This window comes from Methylobacterium tarhaniae (assembly GCF_001043955.1).
Taxonomy (GTDB): Bacteria; Pseudomonadota; Alphaproteobacteria; order Rhizobiales; family Beijerinckiaceae; genus Methylobacterium; species Methylobacterium tarhaniae.
Genome location: NZ_LABZ01000214.1, coordinates 1 through 16,284, shown reverse-complemented (window position 1 = coordinate 16,284; position 16,284 = coordinate 1). Strand labels below are relative to the sequence as shown.

Sequence of the window (16,284 nt, the reverse complement as noted above, 5' to 3'; positions counted from 1 at the left end):
ACGATCGCCGCGGTGACGCCGCCCTGCGCCGCGGCCAGCACGGCCGCGAGCCCGAAGGCGACCGGGGCCCCGAATGGGATCATGGCGGCGAGCGCCGTGAGGGCGCCGAGCAGCACCGGGTGCGGCACGCCGGCGAAGAAGTAGACCACGCCGAGCAGAAACCCCTCGCCGAGGCCGACCAGCACCAGGCCGTCGACGGTGCCGTGAACCGAGGCCACCATCTGGCGCGCCACCCGCTCGCCCCGGGGACCGAACAGCCGGCGCGCCGCCGACAGCCCCTGCGCGGCCACGGCCGGACCGTCGCGGAAGAGGAAGAACAGGGTCAGGAGCGTGAAGCCGAACAGAACCGCCCGGTGGACGATCTGGCTGCCGAAGGTGCGCCCGAACCCCACCAGCGACGAGTGGTTGATCGACTGGTCGACCCGCTTGAGCACCTCGGACGAGCCCTGCGGATGGCTCAGGTTCTCCTGCCACCAGGCCGCGACCTGCGCCGCCCCGAAGGGCAGGCGGGAGACGAAATCCGGCACCGGCCAGCCCTGCTCCTCGATCTGGCGCCAGAACGCGACCGCGTCGTGCGCCTCCCGCGCCGCCTGGATGGCGACGACGACCAGCGGCACCAGGATCACCAGGGCGACCGCGAGCGTGAGGAGGGCCGGCCACAGGACGTTGTGCCGGCCCGGCGGCTTCAGGCGCACCAGCCGCTCGCGCAGGGGCCAGAGGGCGATCGCCAGGATCACCGCCCAGACCAGGGCCGGCAGGAAGGGATGCAGCACCCAGATCCCGAGGGCGGCGAGCGCCACGACGAGTCCCGCGCGGGCGAGGGCGGAGGTGCCGGTCGCGGGGGCGGGCACGGCTCCGGGCTCCGGTCCGGTCGGGGGCTTCACGTGTTCCATGCCGGTTTCATCCTTCCCGCGTCGCCGCGGGCGCGTCATCCGACCTGACCTAGGGCAGGGGACGGCCGCGGAAACGCCGCGCGGTTGCCGGCCCGGCCCCCCTCGTGTATGCGGGCCCCTCGACCGGGCTGAGGCCCGGCGGACCCGTTTCGGGTAGGCGGTTTCGTGGCCGGGGCGCGGGCGGTGCCCGGAGGTCGCGCCGTTCGAGCCTAGACCTCAGCAGGAAGACGGCTGCACGTCCATGTCCGACACCTTCGACCGCGTCGCCACCATCATCGCCGACGTCGCCGACATCCCGCGCGAGAAGATCACGCCGGAGAGCCACGCGATCGACGATCTGGGCATCGACAGCCTGGCCTTCCTCGACATCGCCTTCGAGATCGACAAGACCTTCGGGATCAAGCTGCCCCTCGAGCAGTGGACCCAGGAGGTCAACGAGGGCAAGGTTCCCGCCGAGCAGTACTTCGTGCTGAAGAACCTCTGCGAGCGCATCGACGGCCTGGTGGCCGAGAAGGCCGCCAAGGTCTGATCCGGGTTTAGGCGGCCGCCAGGATGCGCCTCGAATATTTCGACATGATCGACCGGGTCGTGAGCCTCGACCGCGCCGAGGGGCGCATCGCGGCCCTGGCCACCGTGCCGACGGCGAGCCCGGTCTTCGAGGGACATTTTCCCGGGCACCCCCTGGTGCCGGGCGTGCTCCTCACCGAGACGATGGCGCAGGCCTCCGGCTACCTGCTGCTCGCCCGTGCGTCGTTCAGCCACATGCCGTTCCTGATGGGCGTCGACAAGGCGCGTTTCCGCTCCTTCGTCGGCCCCGGGGCCGTGCTGGAGGTCGAGGCGAGCCTGGAGCATGACGGCTCGGGATACGCCGTGACCAAGGCGGCGATCCGGGCCGAGGGCAAGCCGCTCTGCAACGCCGAATTGCGGTTCAAGACCATGCCGTTCCCGGAGGGACTCGACGCGCCGATGCGCGAGCGCGCCGCCCGGATCGGCCTCCTCGACGGAGCGGACGCGCGATGAGACCGGTGGTCGTCACGGGCCTCGGGCTCGTCTCCTGCGCCGGCGAGGGCGTCGAGGCGCATCTCGCGGCCTACCGCTCCGGCGAGGCGCCCCGCACCGATTCCGAGACCTTCGCGCCGTACCCGGTGCATCCGGTCGCGCCCCTCACCCTCGACGGGCAAATCCCGAAGAAATCCGACCAGCGGCAGATGGAACCGTGGCAGCGGCTCGGCGTCTACGCCGCCGGGCTCGCCCTCGACGCGGCCGGCGCGAAGGCGGATGCGGACTTGAAGGCCGCCATGCATCTCGTCGTGGCGGCGGGCGGCGGCGAGCGCGACTACGCGGTCGACGGCCAGATCCTCACCGGGTTGCGCGCTGCCGCCGATCCAGGCCTCTACCTCAACGAGCGCCTGCAGAACGACCTGCGGCCGACGCTCTTCCTGGCGCAGCTCTCGAACCTGCTCGCCGGCAACATCGCCATCGTGCATGGCGTCACCGGCGCCTCGCGCACCTTCATGGGCGAGGAGTCGAGCGGGGTGGATGCGCTGCGCATCGCTCAAGGACGCATCGCCGCCGGCCAGCTCGACATCGTCCTCGTCGGCGGCTCGTACAATGCCGAGCGGGCCGACGTGCTGCTGATCCACGAGATGGGCGGCTACTTGAGCAAGCCCGATTACCGCCCGGTCTTCGAGCGCGGCGACGCGCCCGGCTTCATCCTCGGCTCCGGCGCCGCCTTCCTGGTGCTGGAGGCGGAGGAGCACGCGAGGGACCGCGGCGCCCGGGCGCTCGCCCGGCTCGACGCGGTGGCGAGCGACCGCACGCGACGTGCCCCCGGCAGCGTCGCCCGGAGCCTGACCGGCCTCTGGGGCAAGGCGGGCCTCGGCAAACCCGATGCGGTGATCTCGGCCGCCACCGGCTGCGCCGGCATCACCGGCGAGGAGCGCGACGCCCTGGGGACCATCGCGCCGCAGGCGCCGGTCCGGGCGCTCGGCGACCTCACCGGCCACACGCTGGAAGCCGCCGCCCCCTTCGGCGCCGCCCTCGCGACCGCGCTCGTGGCGGCGGGCGAGGCGCGCGAGGTCGCCGTCACGGCGGTCGGCCATCGCCGGGGCGAGGGCGTGCTGCGCCTCACCACCGCAGGGGAAGGCCGATGAGCCGCGACCGCGACGCGATGGGCCGCCCGCTGGTGGCGGTCACCGGCATCGGGGTGGTGACCTCCCTCGGCCAGGGGGTCGCCGACAACTGGGCCGCCCTGACGGCGGGGCGTTCCGGCATCCACGCCATCACCCGCTTCCCGACCGAGGGGCTGCGCACCCGCATCGCCGGCACGGTGGATTTCATCGCCGCCGACCCGATGGTGGCGCCGCTCCTCTCCCAGCGTTTCGCCGAGGCTGCCGCCGATGAGGCCGTCGGGCAGTCGGGCCTCTCGGGCGACTTTCCGGGCGCGCTGTTCATGGCGGTGCCGCCGGTCGAGATCGAGTGGCCGCAGCGCCAGGCGCTGGCCGAGGCCGCGGCGACCAACGGGGACGTGACCTATGCCGACCTGCTGAGGGCCGCCGCGAGCCGGCGCTTCGACGACTGGCACGACCTGTTCATCTTCGGCACGGTGGCCGACCGCATCGCCGACCGTTTCGGCACAAGGGGCTCGCCGATCTCGCTCTCGACCGCCTGCTCGTCGGGCGCGACCGCGATCCAGCTCGGCGTCGAGGCGATCCGGCGCGGCGAGGTCGAGGCGGCGCTCTGCATCGGCACCGACGGCTCGGTGAACCCGGAATCGCTGATCCGGTTCTCGCTGCTCTCCGCCCTCTCGACCCAGAACGACCCGCCGGAAGCCGCCTCCAAGCCCTTCGCCAAGAACCGCGACGGCTTCGTGATGGGCGAGGGCGCCGCCGCCCTGGTGCTGGAGGACGCGGCCCGGGCCCGCGCCCGCGGCGCCCGCATCCTCGGCTACGTGCTCGGCTGCGGCGAGAAGGGCGACGGCTTCCACCGCACCCGTTCGAGCCCCGACGGCGCGCCGATCATCGCGGCGATCCGGGCGGCGCTGGACGATGCCGGCCTGCATCCCGACCGGATCGACACGGTGAACGCCCACGGCACCGGCACGCCGGAGAACGACAAGATGGAGGCGATGGGCTGCCTCGCGGTGTTCGGCGAGCGGATGCGCTCGGTGCCGATCTCCTCCAACAAGTCGATGATCGGCCACACGCTCACCGCCGCCGGCGCGGTCGAGGCGGCGTTCTCGCTCCTCACCATCGCGCATGGCCGGGTGCCTCCGACCCTGAACTACGCGATCCCCGATCCTGCGATCCCCCTCGACGTGGTCACCGCCGCCCGGGACGTGCCGGTGACGACGGTGCTGTCGAACTCCTTCGGCTTCGGCGGCCAGAATACCTGCCTAGTATTCGGGGCGGAGCCGGCATGAGCGGGCTCGTGCACAACCGGCGCGTCCTCGTCACCGGGGGCGGGCGGGGCCTCGGCGCCGCGATCGTGAGGGCGCTCGCGGCCTCCGGCCACGACGTCGACTTCACCTATCGGGGCTCGCAGGAGGCGGCCGAGGCGCTGGCGCTGGAGCTCACCGCCCTCTATCCGGCGCAGCGGATGCGGCCCCATCCGCTCGACCTGTCGGACAAGGCGGCGCTCGACGATTTCTGCGCCGTGATGGAGGGCGAGGCGCTGTTCGGCCTCGTCCACAATGCCGGCCAGCCCTGCGACAGCCTCGCGGCGGTACTCGACCAGGACCGCGCGGAAAGCGCGATGCAGGTCAATTTCTGGTCGCTGACCCGCCTCGCCAAGGCGCTGGTGCGGCCGATGACCCGGGCGAAGGCCGGGCGCATCGTGGCGATCGGCTCGGTGGCGGCGCTCCAGGCCAATCCGGGCAACGCGGCCTACGCGGCGAGCAAGGGCGCGCTGATCGCCTATTGTCGCACGCTCGCCATCGAATCGGCGCGCCGCGGCGTCACCGTCAACGTGGTGGCCCCGGGCTTCATCGACACCGACATGATGGCACCCTATGCCGCCCACCGCGCCGGCATGGAGAGGCAGATCCCGGCCGGGCGCTTCGCCGCACCGGCGCAGGTGGCCGATCTCGTCGCATTCCTGCTGAGCCCGGGGGCGGGCTACATCACCGGCGCGGTGCTGCCGGTGGATGGCGGGCTCACCGCGATGATGGGCATCCACCGCACCTGACGAAGCGAACCATGCGGCACCCTCTCGTGCGCGCCGCCGCGGCGGCGGCACTCCTCCTCCTTGCACCGGCCTGGGCCTCGGCCCAGGACTTCGGCCGCCTGGAAATCTTCCGGGTCGAGGGGCTGCCCCCGGGCGACACGCTCAGCATCCGCGAGGCGCCGGATGCCGATTCGCCGGCCCTCGGGCAGGCCCCGGCCCGCGGGCGCCTGCGCGGCTTCGGCTGCACCAACGAGACCCCGAGCGGCCTGACCTGGTGCCGGGTGAAGCTCGGGCCCATCGTCGGCTGGGCGCGGCGGCGGTACCTGACGCCGGAGTGATACCAACGGTCGAAAGACAACGACCTTTGGTTCCGTTCTCGAATGTTCGACGCCGAGCCCAAGGTCCCGGACCTCTGGGCTCGGTGTCGAACATTCGAGATGGATCAACGGCCCCGTCGATCTCGGGCCTGCCCGAGATCGAGGTTGATGTTCGGGCCTGCCCGAGATCGAATCGATGCGTCGGCATCCCGGGCCGTTTGTATGTGCGGACGTTCCGCCGAAAGCCCCGCCCAGAGGAACACCGTATGAAAGCCCTCCAGCTCTTCGGCGACCGTGACCTGCGCCTGACCGAGGTCCCGGACCTGGACGCCCCCGGCCCCGGCGAGGTGCAGATCCGGGTGCGCGCCGTCGGCCTCAACTTCATCGACGTCTGGGGCTTTCGCGGCATGGCCTTCGCCAAGCGCAAGCTGCCGCTCACCGTCGGGGCCGAGGCCGCCGGCGAGATCGCGGCGCTCGGCGAGGGCGTCGAGGGCCTCGAGGTCGGCGACAAGGTTGCGCCCTACGGCGCGCTGACCTGCGGGACATGCCGCGCCTGCCGCCAGGGCCGCGACAACCTCTGTGAGGACGTCGGCGGGGTGCTCGGCTTCCACGTCGACGGCTTCGCCCGGGAATACGTCAACCTGCCGGCCCGGCTGGTGGTGCGGGTGCCGGGCACGGTCAGCTTCACCGACGCCGCCTGCGCGCCGATCGCCTTCGGCACGGTGCAGCACATGCTGTTCGACAACGCGAAGCTCGAGCCCGGCGAGACCATCCTGGTCCATGCCGGGGGGTCGGGCATCGGCACAACGGCGATCAAGATGGCGAAGGCAATCGGCTGCACGGTGTTCACCACCGTGGGCGACGACGCCAAGGGCGAGAAGGCGAAGGCCCTCGGCGCCGACCACGTCATCAACTACCGGACCGAGCGCTTCGAGGGCGAGGTGCGCAAGGCCACGAAGCGCAAGGGCGTCGACGTGGTCTTCGAGCATGTCGGCCCCGAGACCTGGAACGGCTCGCTCCTCTGCCTCAAGCGCGGCGGGCGGCTCGTCACCTGCGGGTCGACCTCCGGCGTCTCCACCACCATGAACCTGATGCAGCTGTTCCAGCAGCAATACCGCATCACCGGCTCGTTCGGCTGCCGCATCGCCAACATCCGCGACGCGCTCGCCAAGATGGCGGACGGGATGAATCCGGTGGTCGACACCGTGCTGCCGCTCGGCGATTTCGCGAAAGGGCTGGAGCGGCTCGAGTCGCGCAAGGTGTTCGGCAAGATCCTCGTCACGCTCTGAACGCCACGGTCGCAAGCGAACTGCGCGGGGACCGCCCGCGCGCCCTTGCGCAAACGCATCCGGCGGGAGAAGAGGCGACGTGCAGGGCGTGAACATCCTGCGCGATCGCGCCCCTCTTGCCCGTTCTCCCGCCCGGATTGCTTCGTGAGACCATCGTGCTGCGCCTGAAGCTGAGGCTCTACCGCGCCCTGTCCCGCCTCGCCGGCCTGCCGATGGTCTTCGTGATCCGCGCCCTGTTCGCGCTCGCCCGCCGGCTCGGGCCGGCCCGCGCCGCCGCGGCCGGCGCGGCGATCGCCCGGGCGATCGGGCCGCGCCTGCCCTCGCACCGCACGGCGCTCAAGAACCTGCGCCAGTCCTTCCCGGACAGGAGCGAGACGGAGATCGCCGCGATCGCGCTCGGCTCCTGGGACAATCTCGGCCGCACCGGCGCGGAATACGCCCATCTCGCCGAGATCTTCGACTACGACCCGCAGGCGGCAGAGCCGGGGCGGATCGAGGTCGAGGGCATCGAGCACTTCTTCGCCCTGCGCGACGACGGCCAGCCGGGGCTGATCTTCTCGGCCCATCTCGGCAACTGGGAATTGCCGGCGATCTGCGCCGCCCGGTTCGGCCTGGAGGCGAGCGCGGTGTTTCGCCCGCCGAACAGCCCGGCCGCGGCGCAGCTGGTGCAGGAGGTGCGCCGCGCGACGATGGGCGGCTTGACGGCGGCCGGGCCCGGCGCCGCCTTCGCGATGCAGGGCGTGGTGGAGCGCGGCGGCCATCTCGGCATGCTGGTCGACCAGCACTTCACCCGCGGGGTGGTGGTGGACTTCCTGGGGCAGAAGGCCCTGGTGAACCCGCTGCTCGGAAAGCTCGCCCGGCACTACGAATGCCCGGTCCACGGGGTGCGGGTGATCCGGCTCGCCGGCGACCGGTTCCGCCTGGAACTGACCCCGGCCCTCGACCTGCCACGGGATGCGGGCGGCGCGGTCGACGTGCAGGGCGCGATGCAGGCCATGACCGACGTGATCGCGGCCTGGGTGCGCGAGTACCCCGAGCAGTGGCTGTGGATGCACCGGCGCTGGCGACCGGCGATGCTGCCCGGCGCGGCGGCCCTCCGGGCGCCGGTGATCCAAGCCTCAAGCTAACGTGACTTCTCTCGGCCCGTCCGCCGGGTGTTGATGACGCATGACGCGCGTAGCCCTCCACCGCCTGCTCGCCGGCTTGGGTCCGGCCTGGCTCGGCCTCCTCGGGCCGGTATGCGCCGAGGAGGTGCCGCCACGGGCGGTGGTCGAGCTGTTCACCAGCCAGGGCTGCTCCGCCTGCCCGCCGGCCGACCGGCTGGTGAACGAGCTGGCGCGGGATCCCGGCGTGATCGCCCTGACCCTGCCGGTCACCTATTGGGACTATCTCGGCTGGAAGGACACGCTGGCCAGCACCTCGTTCACGGCGCGCCAGCGCGCCTATGCGGGCATGCGCGGCGACCGTCAGGTCTTCACCCCGCAGGCGGTGGTGAACGGCGCCGCGACGGTGGTCGGCTCCGACCGGGCGGCCCTGGAGCGCAGCATCCGCGAGCCCGGCACCGCCGCGAGCCTGCCGGTGGCGATCCGGAGCGAGGCGGCCCCCGACCGCATCGTGATCGAGGTCGGCCCCGCCGCCGAGGCCGGTCGCACCGCCGAGGTCTGGCTGCTGCCCATCATGCGGACCCGCGAGGTCGCGATCGGGCGGGGCGAGAACCGGGGCCGCACCGTCACCTACCGCAACGTGGTGCGGGGCATGCACCATGTCGGCTCCTGGCGCGGGGCGCCGGCCCATTACGAGGTGCCCCGCACGGCGCTCGCCCAAGCCGACGCCGATTCCTACGTGGTGGTGCTCCAGACCGAGAATAACGGGCCCGGGCGGATCCTGGGGGCTGCCAAGGGGCCGGGCTTGTGAGAGCCTGCTCGACCTCGATGACGTGACCCGATCCCATCCGCGACCCGAGGATGAGGTCGTGAATGGGACGAGCGGCGCCGGACGGATGCGCCGCCAGGAGGAGACGCGCTTGACCGGCCCGACCGATATTCCTGCCTACACCCTGCCCGAGCGCAACCGCCGGGTGCTGCTCGCCCGGCGGCCCGCCGGCATCCCGCAGGCGGAGGATTTCAGCCTCGACGCCGTCCCGGTGCCGGAGCCGGGACCGGGCGAGATCCTGGTCCGCAACCTCTATCTCTCGGTCGATCCGGCACAGCGCGGCTGGGCCAGCGCGGAGGCCAACTATTCCCAGCCCGTCCCCCTCGGCGGCCCGATGCGGGCGCTGGCGGTCGGGGTGGTGGTGCGCTCGAACAGCCCCGAGGTCGCGGAGGGCGAGTTCCTGTATGGCTGGTTCGGATGGCAGGATTACGCGTCCGTGCCGGTCTCGGCGATCTTCCGGCGCTGCCGCGAGGCGGTACCGCTCTCGGCCCATGCGGGCTTGCTCGGCCTCAACGGCCTCACCGCCCATCTCGGGCTGACCGAGCTCGGCCGGCCGCGAGCCGGAGAGACGGTGCTGGTCTCGACCGCGGCGGGCGCCGTCGGCAGCCTCGTCGGCCAGATCGCCCGCAACCTCGGCTGCCGCCCGATCGGTCTCACCGGCGACGACGCCAAGGTCGCCCGCTGCCGCGAGGCCTACGGCTACGCCGCCGCCTGGAACTACCGCAAGGAGGACTGGGCTGCCGCCCTGATCCGGGAGGCGGCGGACGGGGTGAACGTCTATTTCGACAATGTCGGCGGGCCGATCCTCGACGCCGCCCTGCGGCGGATGGCGGTCGGCGGCCGGATCGTCCAGTGCGGCACCGCCTCGGTGGCGAGCTGGACCGAGACGCCGACCGGTCCCCGCGTCGAGCGCGAGATCCTGACCCGGCGCCTGGTCTGGAGCGGCTTCGTGGTGCTCGACCACAAGGCGCGGTTCGAGGCGGCGATCGCCGACCTCGCCGGCTGGTATGCCGAAGGCCGCATCGCCCTCGACGAGGACATCTCCGAGGGCATCGAGGCCGCCCCCGGAGCGATCGCCTCGCTCTATCGCGGCGAGAACCGCGGCAAGCGGCTCATCGCCGTCGGCTGATCCCTCAATCGACCCACTCGCCCCGGCGCATCAGCGGCTCGGACCGGCCCTCCGGCGTCACCCCGTCGACGTCGACCTCGGCCGAGCCGATCATCCAGTCGATGTGGATCAGGCTGCGGTTGGCGCCGCGGGCGGCGAGGTCCTGCTCGCTTAATCCCGCGCCGCCGTTCAGGAAGCACTTGCTGTAGGCCTGGCCGAGGGCGATGTGGCTCGCGGCGTTCTCGTCGTAGAGGGTGTTGCAGAACAGGAGCCCGGAGGCCGAGATCGGCGACGAGGCCGGCACCAGGGCGACCTCGCCGAGACGGCGTGCGCCCTCGTCGGTGTCGATGACCTTCGCCAGCACGTCGCCGCCGGTGCGGGCGGACGAGTCGACGATGCGGCCTTCCTCGAAGCGCACCGCGATCCCGTCGATCAGGGTGCCCTGGTAGGAGAGGGGCTTCGTCGCGCTGACATGGCCCTGCACCCGCATCTTGTGCGGGGTGGTGAAGACTTCCTCGGTCGGGATGTTGGCGTTGCAGACGATGCCGTTCTTCGCCGTGGTGGCACCGCCGCACCATTCATGGTCGTCGGCGAGGCCGACGGTCAGGTCGGTGCCGGGCCCGCGGAAATGCAGGGCGGCGTAGCGGCGTTCGTTGAGGAAGGCGGTGCGGTCGCTCAAGCGCCGGTTATGGGCCTCCCAGGCGCCGACCGGATCGGGGCCGTCGACCCGCGAGGCGGCGAAGATCGCGTCCCACAGCCGGGCGACCGCCTGATCCTCGGGCAGGTCGGGAAACACCGTGCGGGCCCAGGCCGGGGTGGCCGCCGAGACGATGGTCCAGTTGGTGGCGAAGTTGGCGATCTGTTCGAGTGCCGGCATGTAGGCCCTGGACCGGGCGCGGTTGGCGCGGGCCACCTTGTCCGGGTCCTGGCCGGCGAGCAGCGAGGGATCGTCGCCCGAGATGGCGAGCCGCGCCGCGCCGCTGCGGTAGGCGCTCGCCATGCCCTCGTAGAGCCAGCCGGCGGCGTGGTCGAAGGCATCGTCGTGGCCGTGCTCGAAGCGGGCCAGCGTCGCCTGATCGTCGGCGAGCAAGGTCGTCACCACCGAGGCGCCGGCCTTGTAGGCCTGGGCGGTGATGCGGCGGGCCAGCGGCAGCGCGTCGAGGGGCGCCGTCATCACCAGTTCCTGCCCGGGCCGAAGCCCGAGCCCGACCCTCACGGCGACCTCGGCGAGCCGGTCGAGGCGGGCGTCGAAGTCGGGGGCGTTCGTCATGGTGGAAGTACCTTTGGTTGGAACGAGCGCGATCCGGCGCACCATATCCCACCCGCGACCTCATCCCGAGGTCGCGGGTGGGACAGGTCCGGTCTCGCGGTCAGACAGTGGGGCCTCACCCCACCCGCGTCCAGGCGATGCCGCCCAGATCCTCCCGGAAGGCGAAGCGGGCGAGGTGCTCGGCCGCCACGCCCTGCATCCGGGTCAGCGCCTCCAGGTCCGGCGCCTCGACCCGCAGGGTCAGTCCCTCCGGGTCGGCCTCGGCGGTGAAGCGACGGCCCTCCCCGAACGGCACCACGCCGCGCTCCGGCGTGAAGGTCGTCTCGGGGAACTTGTGGCTCCAGTGCTTGCAGAGCTGGGTGAGGTAGCGGCTGCCATTCGCCGTATCGACGCGGGCTTGCGCCGCCAGGGTCACGGACTCGCTCATGCCGTCGCCTCCGCATTCTGCAGCGCCGACCAGATCGCCTGCGGGGTCGCCGGCATGTTGATGTGGCGGATGCCGCGGGGGCGCAGGGCATCGACGAGGGCGTTCATCACCGACGGCAGCGAGCCGGCGCAGCCCGCCTCGCCGCAGCCCTTCACCCCCAGCGGGTTGGTGGTGGCGGGCACGGCATGGCTCTCGAAGCCCATGAACGGCGCGTCGGAGGCCCGCGGCAGGCAGTAATCCATGAACGAGCCGGTCACGAGCTGGCCCTGCTCGTCATAGGCGGTGCGCTCCATCAGGGCCTGGCCGATGCCCTGGACGATGCCGCCATGGAGCTGGCCCTCGACCAGCATCGGGTTCACCAGCGTGCCGAAATCGTTGACGGTGGTGTAGCGCACGACCGTGGCGACGCCGGTCTCGGGGTCCACCTCGACCTCGGCGACGTGGCAGCCGTTGGGGAAGGCCGAGGGCGATTCCTTGTGGGTGTGGGCGACGTCGAGGCTCTTCGGCGCCGACGGGTCGGGCAGGCCGGCCCGCACCTTGGCGGCAAGCTCCAGAAGGCCGATGCCCCGGTCGGTGCCCGCGATGGTGAAGCGGCCGTCGCGAAACTCGATATCGGCGAGGCCGGCCTCCAGCACCGAGGAGGCGGCCTCGCGGCCCTTGGCGATGACGAGGTCGCCGGCCTCGACCAAAGCCGTGCCGCTCGCCATCAGCGACTTCGAGCCGCCGGTGCCGCCGCCGGCGATGAGCTGGTCGCTGTCGCCCTGGAGCAGGCGGACCCGGTCGAGGGGAATGCCGAGGCGGTCGTGCAGCACCTGCGCGAAGGGCGTCAGGTGGCCCTGGCCGTAATCGAGAGTGCCGGTGACGATCGTCACCGTTCCGTCGGGCTCGAAGCGGATGCCGCCCATCTCGTTGGTCGGCGGGGCGGTGATCTCGAGATAGTCGCCGATGCCGATGCCGCGAAGCTTGCCGTTGGCCTCGCTCCCGGCGCGGCGGGCGGCGAAGCCGTCCCAGTCGGCGGCCTTCAGCGCCCGGTCGAGGACGGCCGGGAAGTCGCCGCTGTCGTAGGTGAGGCCGGAGGGCGCCTTGTAGGGCATGTCGGCGGGGCGGATGTGGTTCCGGCGGCGCAATTCCACCCGGTCGTGCCCGGTCTCGGCGGCGGCGGTGTCGATCAGGCGCTCGATGAAGTAGTTGCCCTCGGGCCGGCCGGCGCCGCGATAGGCGCCAATCGGCGTGGTGTTGGTGAACAGGCAGGCCACCTCCACGTCGAAGACGGGGGTGCGGTACACGCCGACCATGTTGCGGGCGATGTTGACGGTCTGGAACAAGGGCGCCAGCGGGTTGAGGTAGGCCCCCATATTGGCGCGGCCCTTGACCCGGAAGGCCAGGAAGTGGCCCTCCGCGTCGAGCGCGAGATCCGCCGTCACCGCGACGTCGCGGCCGTGATGGTCGGAGAGGAAGCTCTCGGAGCGCAGGTCGGTCCACTTCACCGGCCGGCCGAGGCGCTTGGCGGCCTCCAGCAGCGGCAGGTACTCGGGATAGACCGGCGCCTTCATGCCGAAGGAGCCGCCGACATGGCCGGTGAGCACCCGCACCTTGTCGCGCGGCAGCTTCAGGACGCCCTCGGCGAGGGAGTTGCGCAGGCCGAACACGCCCTGCGAGCCGACATGCAGGGTGAAGCGGCCATCCTCGGGCTCGTAGACGCCGATGGCCGAGCGCGGCTCCATCGGGTTGATGACGAGGCGGTTGTTGAGGAGGTCGAGGGAGGCGACGTGGGTGGCCTTCGCGAACGCCGCCTCGGTCGCCGCCTGGTCGCCGGTGCGGAAATCGAGGGCGAGGTTGCCCGGGGCGTCGTCGTGGAGGAGCGGGGCGCCGTCGGAGGCGGCCTCGTCCGGCGTGGTCACGACGGGCAGGTCCTCGATGTCGAGCACCACGGCCTCCGCGGCGTCGCGGGCCTCGGCCAGGGTCTCGGCCACCACCAGGGCGACCGGCTCGCCGACATAGCGCACCCGGTCGATGGTGAGGGAGGGATGGGGCGGCTTGCGCATCGGCGTGCCGTCCTGGTTCTTGAACGGCAGGCCGTTGCCGATCGTCCCGTAACCGCCGAGATCGGCGGCGGTGATCACCGTGAGCACGCCGGGCATCGCCAGGGCGGCCTCGGCGTCGAGGCCCCGCAGGTGGCCGTGGGCGATCGGGCTGCGCACGAACACGCCGTAGGCCTGGCCGTCGAGCCTGAGGTCGTCGGTGTAGCGCCCCTCGCCCCGCACCAGCACCGGGTCCTCGGCCCGCTTCACGGGCTGGCCGATGCCGAATTTCTGCGGAGTGGCGAAGTCGCGGGCGTCGGGACGGGCGTTCATGCCGGTGCTCTCCGGGATTCTTGTCAGCGTCAGCTAGCAACTCGGCGGAGCCATGCAAGACGCGGGCAGGCAGGCCACCCCGGCGCGCAGGGCACGGCTCGCACGGCCGCATGGATCCGGGCTACATCCGGGCCTCGACAGGAGGGCCACGACCATGACCGAAGACTCCGCTCTCGCGGCCCTGGCCCCGCTCTTCGAGGAGGTCTTCGGCGAGCCGGTCCCGCTCACCCCGGACCTCACCGCCGAGGAGGTCGAGGGCTGGGATTCGACCCGGATGATCGAGCTCATCGTGGCGGTCGAGGCGCGCTTCGGCATCAAGCTCACCACCCGGGAGGTCGACCATCTCCACAGCGTCGGCGACCTCGCGGCCATCATCGCCCGCAAGGCGTCGCGGTGACCACCGGCCTCTCCTGGCTGCCGGCGCCGCCGCCGGACTTCGCCGCCCGCCTCAGCCAGACTGAAGCGCTGCCCGACGCGGAAGCCTGGGACGCCCTGGTGGCACTCGCCCGCACCCGCCTCGATCCGGCGAGAACCAACCGGCTGGACCGGGTCTTGCAGCGGCGTTTCCCCGACACATTCCCGGCCGGCCCGTCGGTGCGGCTCGGGCTCCTCGGCTCCTCGACCCTCGCCCATCTCGCCGCCGGGATCCGGGTCGGGGCCTTGCGCCGCGACCTTCACCTCACGGTGCACGAGGGCGCCTACGGCCAGTACCGCCAGGTGATCGACGGCGAGGCCCTGCGCGCCGTCCGGCCCGATATCGTGCTGCTCGCCCTCGATGCCGCCGACCTCCTCGGCCCGGGCGACCCCGCCGCCGGACCGGAGGCGGCGGGCCTCGCCGGGGCGATCGACCGGCTGAAAGCCCTCTGGGCCCGGGCGCGGGCGGCGCATGGAAGCGGCGTTATCCAGCAGACGCTGCTGCCGGCCGCGCTCCCGCTGATGGGGGGCAACGAGCACCGGATGCCGGGCTCGCTCGCCGCCCGGACGCTGCGCCTCAACGCCGCCCTGCGGCAGGCGGCAGCCGAAGAAGGCGTCGACCTCCTCGCCCTCGACGACGCCGTCTCGCGCCACGGCCTCGACGCCTGGCACGATCCGGCCCTGTGGCTGCGAGCCCGGCAGGCGGTGACGCCGGCCGCCGGCCCGCTCTACGGCGACCTCGTCGCCCGGCTCGTCGGCGCCCGGCTCGGCCGCTCGGCCAAGGCCCTGGTGCTCGACCTCGACGACACGCTCTGGGGCGGGACGATCGGCGAGGACGGGCTCGCCGGCCTCGTTCTCGGGCAGGGCAGCGCGCTCGGCGAGTCCTTCCTCGCGCTCCAGGCCTATGCCCGCGACCTCGCGCGCCGCGGCGTCGTGCTGGCCGTCTGCTCGAAGAACGATCCCGAGACGGCCCGGCTGCCCTTCGCCGCGCATCCCGACATGCTCCTGCGCCTGTCCGACATCGCCGCCTTCGTGGCGAACTGGGACGACAAGGCGACGAACCTCCGGCGCATCGCGGCGGAACTCCGGCTCGGCCTCGACGCCCTGGTCTTCGTCGACGACAACCCGTTCGAGCGCGCCCTGGTGCGCGAACACCTGCCGATGGTGGCGGTGCCGGAGGTGCCCGACGAGCCGGCCCTCGTCGCGCGCTGCCTGGCGGATGCGGGCTACTTCGAGGCCGTGACCCTGACGGACGAGGATCGCGGGCGGGCCCGCGCCTACGCGCAGGACCGCGAGCGCCGGGCCCTCGGCAAGACCGATCTCGCCGGGACCTTGGCGGGGCTCGGCATGCGGCTCGCCTGGCGCCGGTTCGACGCGGTCGGGCTCCCGCGCATCGTCCAGCTCGTCAACAAGACCAACCAGTTCAACCTCACCACGCGGCGCCTGCGCGAGGCCGAGGCCGCCGCGCTGATCGACGACCCCGACGCCGTCGCCCTGCAGTTGCGACTCACCGACCGCCTCGGGGACAACGGCGTGATCGCGGTCGCCATCGGCCGGCTCGTGGACGGCGACCTCGTCGTCGAGACCTGGCTGATGAGCTGCCGGGTGCTCGGGCGGCGGGTCGAGGAAGGGACGCTGGCGGTCCTGGCCGCTGAGGCCGCGCGCCGGGGCGCCCGACGCCTCGTGGGGCTCTATCGCCCGAGCGGGCGCAACGCGATGGTGGCCGATCTCTATCCGCGCCTCGGCTTCGCCGCCGAGGGGGAGGGGCGGTGGGCGCTCGACCTCGCCGGGTACGTCGTCCCCGGGGACCTGCCGATGGTGGTGGAAGTGGGCTGAGGAGACGCTCACCCCACTCCCGGCAGGCAGCCCTCCGTCACCCGCCACTGGCGGGGCTCGACCCCGGGCGCGGCGGGGGCCCCCCGCCGCAGGGCCGGCGTGGGCCCCCCCCTGCGGCTTGGCGGCCCCGGGGGGGGGCAGATGGTGTGCCGAGGGGCCCCGCCGGGGAGGGGCGCCCCCCGGCGGGGGCGGGGGGGGGGGCTCGCGGGGGGGGGGGGGCCCCCCCGCCCCCGCGAAAACCTCGGGGCGCCGAAACCCCCCCCGGCCGAGCGGGGGGGGG

16 protein-coding genes are annotated in these 16,284 nt (G+C 72.6%); 12 read left to right on the top strand and 4 right to left on the bottom strand.

Translation table 11 applies throughout. The annotated features are described in order from the left end of the window. On the bottom strand, positions 1-893 hold an 893-nt coding region (locus tag VQ03_RS25940), incomplete at its 3' end, for an AI-2E family transporter (protein ID WP_048453804.1). A 241-nt stretch (positions 894-1,134) separates the two neighbouring features. Here VQ03_RS25940 and VQ03_RS25935 point away from each other — a divergent pair. The 10 genes from VQ03_RS25935 to VQ03_RS25890 all read left to right on the top strand — a co-directional run bounded on the left by VQ03_RS25935 (position 1,135) and on the right by VQ03_RS25890 (position 9,724). After that, complete coding sequence (locus VQ03_RS25935) at positions 1,135-1,422, top strand: acyl carrier protein (protein ID WP_048443797.1); 288 nt, start codon at positions 1,135-1,137, stop codon at positions 1,420-1,422. Positions 1,423-1,445: 23 nt separating this feature from the next. Then, positions 1,446-1,913, top strand: coding sequence for a 3-hydroxyacyl-ACP dehydratase FabZ family protein (locus VQ03_RS25930; RefSeq protein WP_048453803.1), 468 nt, complete (start codon positions 1,446-1,448; stop codon positions 1,911-1,913). Next, positions 1,910-3,046 carry a beta-ketoacyl-ACP synthase gene (locus VQ03_RS25925; RefSeq protein ID WP_048453802.1) on the top strand — a complete coding sequence of 379 codons (1,137 nt, stop codon included), beginning with the start codon at positions 1,910-1,912 and terminating at the stop codon, positions 3,044-3,046. The genes VQ03_RS25930 and VQ03_RS25925 overlap by 4 nt, the downstream gene beginning before the upstream one ends. Further along, positions 3,043-4,314 carry a beta-ketoacyl-ACP synthase gene (locus VQ03_RS25920; protein ID WP_048453801.1) on the top strand — a complete coding sequence of 424 codons (1,272 nt, stop codon included), beginning with the start codon at positions 3,043-3,045 and terminating at the stop codon, positions 4,312-4,314. Before VQ03_RS25925 ends, VQ03_RS25920 begins: the two co-directional genes overlap by 4 nt. After that, on the top strand, positions 4,311-5,078 hold the full coding sequence (locus VQ03_RS25915) for an SDR family NAD(P)-dependent oxidoreductase (RefSeq protein ID WP_048453800.1): 768 nt from the start codon (positions 4,311-4,313) through the stop codon (positions 5,076-5,078). Before VQ03_RS25920 ends, VQ03_RS25915 begins: the two co-directional genes overlap by 4 nt. Positions 5,079-5,089: 11 nt before the next feature. Further along, positions 5,090-5,395, top strand: a complete 306-nt coding sequence (locus VQ03_RS25910; protein ID WP_048453799.1) for an SH3 domain-containing protein — start codon at positions 5,090-5,092, stop codon at positions 5,393-5,395. Between the two features lie 245 nt (positions 5,396-5,640). Beyond that, on the top strand, positions 5,641-6,663 hold the full coding sequence (locus tag VQ03_RS25905) for a zinc-binding dehydrogenase (protein WP_048453798.1): 1,023 nt from the start codon (positions 5,641-5,643) through the stop codon (positions 6,661-6,663). A 155-nt stretch (positions 6,664-6,818) separates the two neighbouring features. Further along, positions 6,819-7,790 (top strand): lipid A biosynthesis lauroyl acyltransferase, encoded by a 972-nt coding sequence (locus tag VQ03_RS25900; RefSeq protein ID WP_048453797.1) that lies wholly within the window; start codon positions 6,819-6,821, stop codon positions 7,788-7,790. A 40-nt stretch (positions 7,791-7,830) separates the two neighbouring features. After that, a complete protein-coding gene (locus VQ03_RS25895) occupies positions 7,831-8,577 on the top strand; it encodes a DUF1223 domain-containing protein (RefSeq protein ID WP_048453796.1) in 747 nt (248 codons plus the stop codon). Positions 8,578-8,686: 109 nt separating this feature from the next. Next, complete coding sequence (locus VQ03_RS25890) at positions 8,687-9,724, top strand: NADP-dependent oxidoreductase (protein WP_208605558.1); 1,038 nt, start codon at positions 8,687-8,689, stop codon at positions 9,722-9,724. A 4-nt stretch (positions 9,725-9,728) separates the two neighbouring features. Here the strand turns inward: VQ03_RS25890 and VQ03_RS25885 are convergent, their stop codons facing one another. The 3 genes from VQ03_RS25885 to VQ03_RS25875 all read right to left on the bottom strand — a co-directional run bounded on the left by VQ03_RS25885 (position 9,729) and on the right by VQ03_RS25875 (position 13,754). Beyond that, positions 9,729-10,973, bottom strand: a complete 1,245-nt coding sequence (locus VQ03_RS25885) for an aminopeptidase (protein WP_048453795.1) — start codon at positions 10,971-10,973, stop codon at positions 9,729-9,731. 115 nt (positions 10,974-11,088) lie between these two features. Next, positions 11,089-11,400, bottom strand: coding sequence for a DUF2218 domain-containing protein (locus VQ03_RS25880; RefSeq protein WP_048453794.1), 312 nt, complete (start codon positions 11,398-11,400; stop codon positions 11,089-11,091). After that, complete coding sequence (locus VQ03_RS25875) at positions 11,397-13,754, bottom strand: xanthine dehydrogenase family protein molybdopterin-binding subunit (protein WP_048453793.1); 2,358 nt, start codon at positions 13,752-13,754, stop codon at positions 11,397-11,399. The genes VQ03_RS25880 and VQ03_RS25875 overlap by 4 nt, the downstream gene beginning before the upstream one ends. Positions 13,755-13,908: 154 nt before the next feature. On the opposite strand from VQ03_RS25875, the gene VQ03_RS25870 reads away from it, so the two are divergent. Both VQ03_RS25870 and VQ03_RS25865 read left to right on the top strand, forming a co-directional pair. Next, positions 13,909-14,151, top strand: coding sequence for an acyl carrier protein (locus VQ03_RS25870; RefSeq protein WP_048453792.1), 243 nt, complete (start codon positions 13,909-13,911; stop codon positions 14,149-14,151). Continuing rightward, positions 14,148-16,004, top strand: a complete 1,857-nt coding sequence (locus tag VQ03_RS25865) for an HAD-IIIC family phosphatase (RefSeq protein ID WP_053078734.1) — start codon at positions 14,148-14,150, stop codon at positions 16,002-16,004. Before VQ03_RS25870 ends, VQ03_RS25865 begins: the two co-directional genes overlap by 4 nt. Positions 16,005-16,284: the final 280 nt, after the last annotated feature.

What these genes read in the sequence shown, in the direction of transcription:
- VQ03_RS25910 (WP_048453799.1), top strand. Translation starts at nt 5,090, where the DNA reads ATGCGGCACCCTCTCGTGCGCGCCGCCGCGGCGGCGGCACTCCTCCTC.
- VQ03_RS25885 (WP_048453795.1), bottom strand. Translation starts at nt 10,973, where the DNA reads ATGACGAACGCCCCCGACTTCGACGCCCGCCTCGACCGGCTCGCCGAG.
- VQ03_RS25935 (WP_048443797.1), top strand. Translation starts at nt 1,135, where the DNA reads ATGTCCGACACCTTCGACCGCGTCGCCACCATCATCGCCGACGTCGCC.
- VQ03_RS25870 (WP_048453792.1), top strand. Translation starts at nt 13,909, where the DNA reads ATGACCGAAGACTCCGCTCTCGCGGCCCTGGCCCCGCTCTTCGAGGAG.
- VQ03_RS25915 (WP_048453800.1), top strand. Translation starts at nt 4,311, where the DNA reads ATGAGCGGGCTCGTGCACAACCGGCGCGTCCTCGTCACCGGGGGCGGG.
- VQ03_RS25920 (WP_048453801.1), top strand. Translation starts at nt 3,043, where the DNA reads ATGAGCCGCGACCGCGACGCGATGGGCCGCCCGCTGGTGGCGGTCACC.
- VQ03_RS25875 (WP_048453793.1), bottom strand. Translation starts at nt 13,754, where the DNA reads ATGAACGCCCGTCCCGACGCCCGCGACTTCGCCACTCCGCAGAAATTC.
- VQ03_RS25925 (WP_048453802.1), top strand. Translation starts at nt 1,910, where the DNA reads ATGAGACCGGTGGTCGTCACGGGCCTCGGGCTCGTCTCCTGCGCCGGC.
- VQ03_RS25895 (WP_048453796.1), top strand. Translation starts at nt 7,831, where the DNA reads ATGACGCGCGTAGCCCTCCACCGCCTGCTCGCCGGCTTGGGTCCGGCC.
- VQ03_RS25905 (WP_048453798.1), top strand. Translation starts at nt 5,641, where the DNA reads ATGAAAGCCCTCCAGCTCTTCGGCGACCGTGACCTGCGCCTGACCGAG.
- VQ03_RS25880 (WP_048453794.1), bottom strand. Translation starts at nt 11,400, where the DNA reads ATGAGCGAGTCCGTGACCCTGGCGGCGCAAGCCCGCGTCGATACGGCG.
- VQ03_RS25930 (WP_048453803.1), top strand. Translation starts at nt 1,446, where the DNA reads ATGCGCCTCGAATATTTCGACATGATCGACCGGGTCGTGAGCCTCGAC.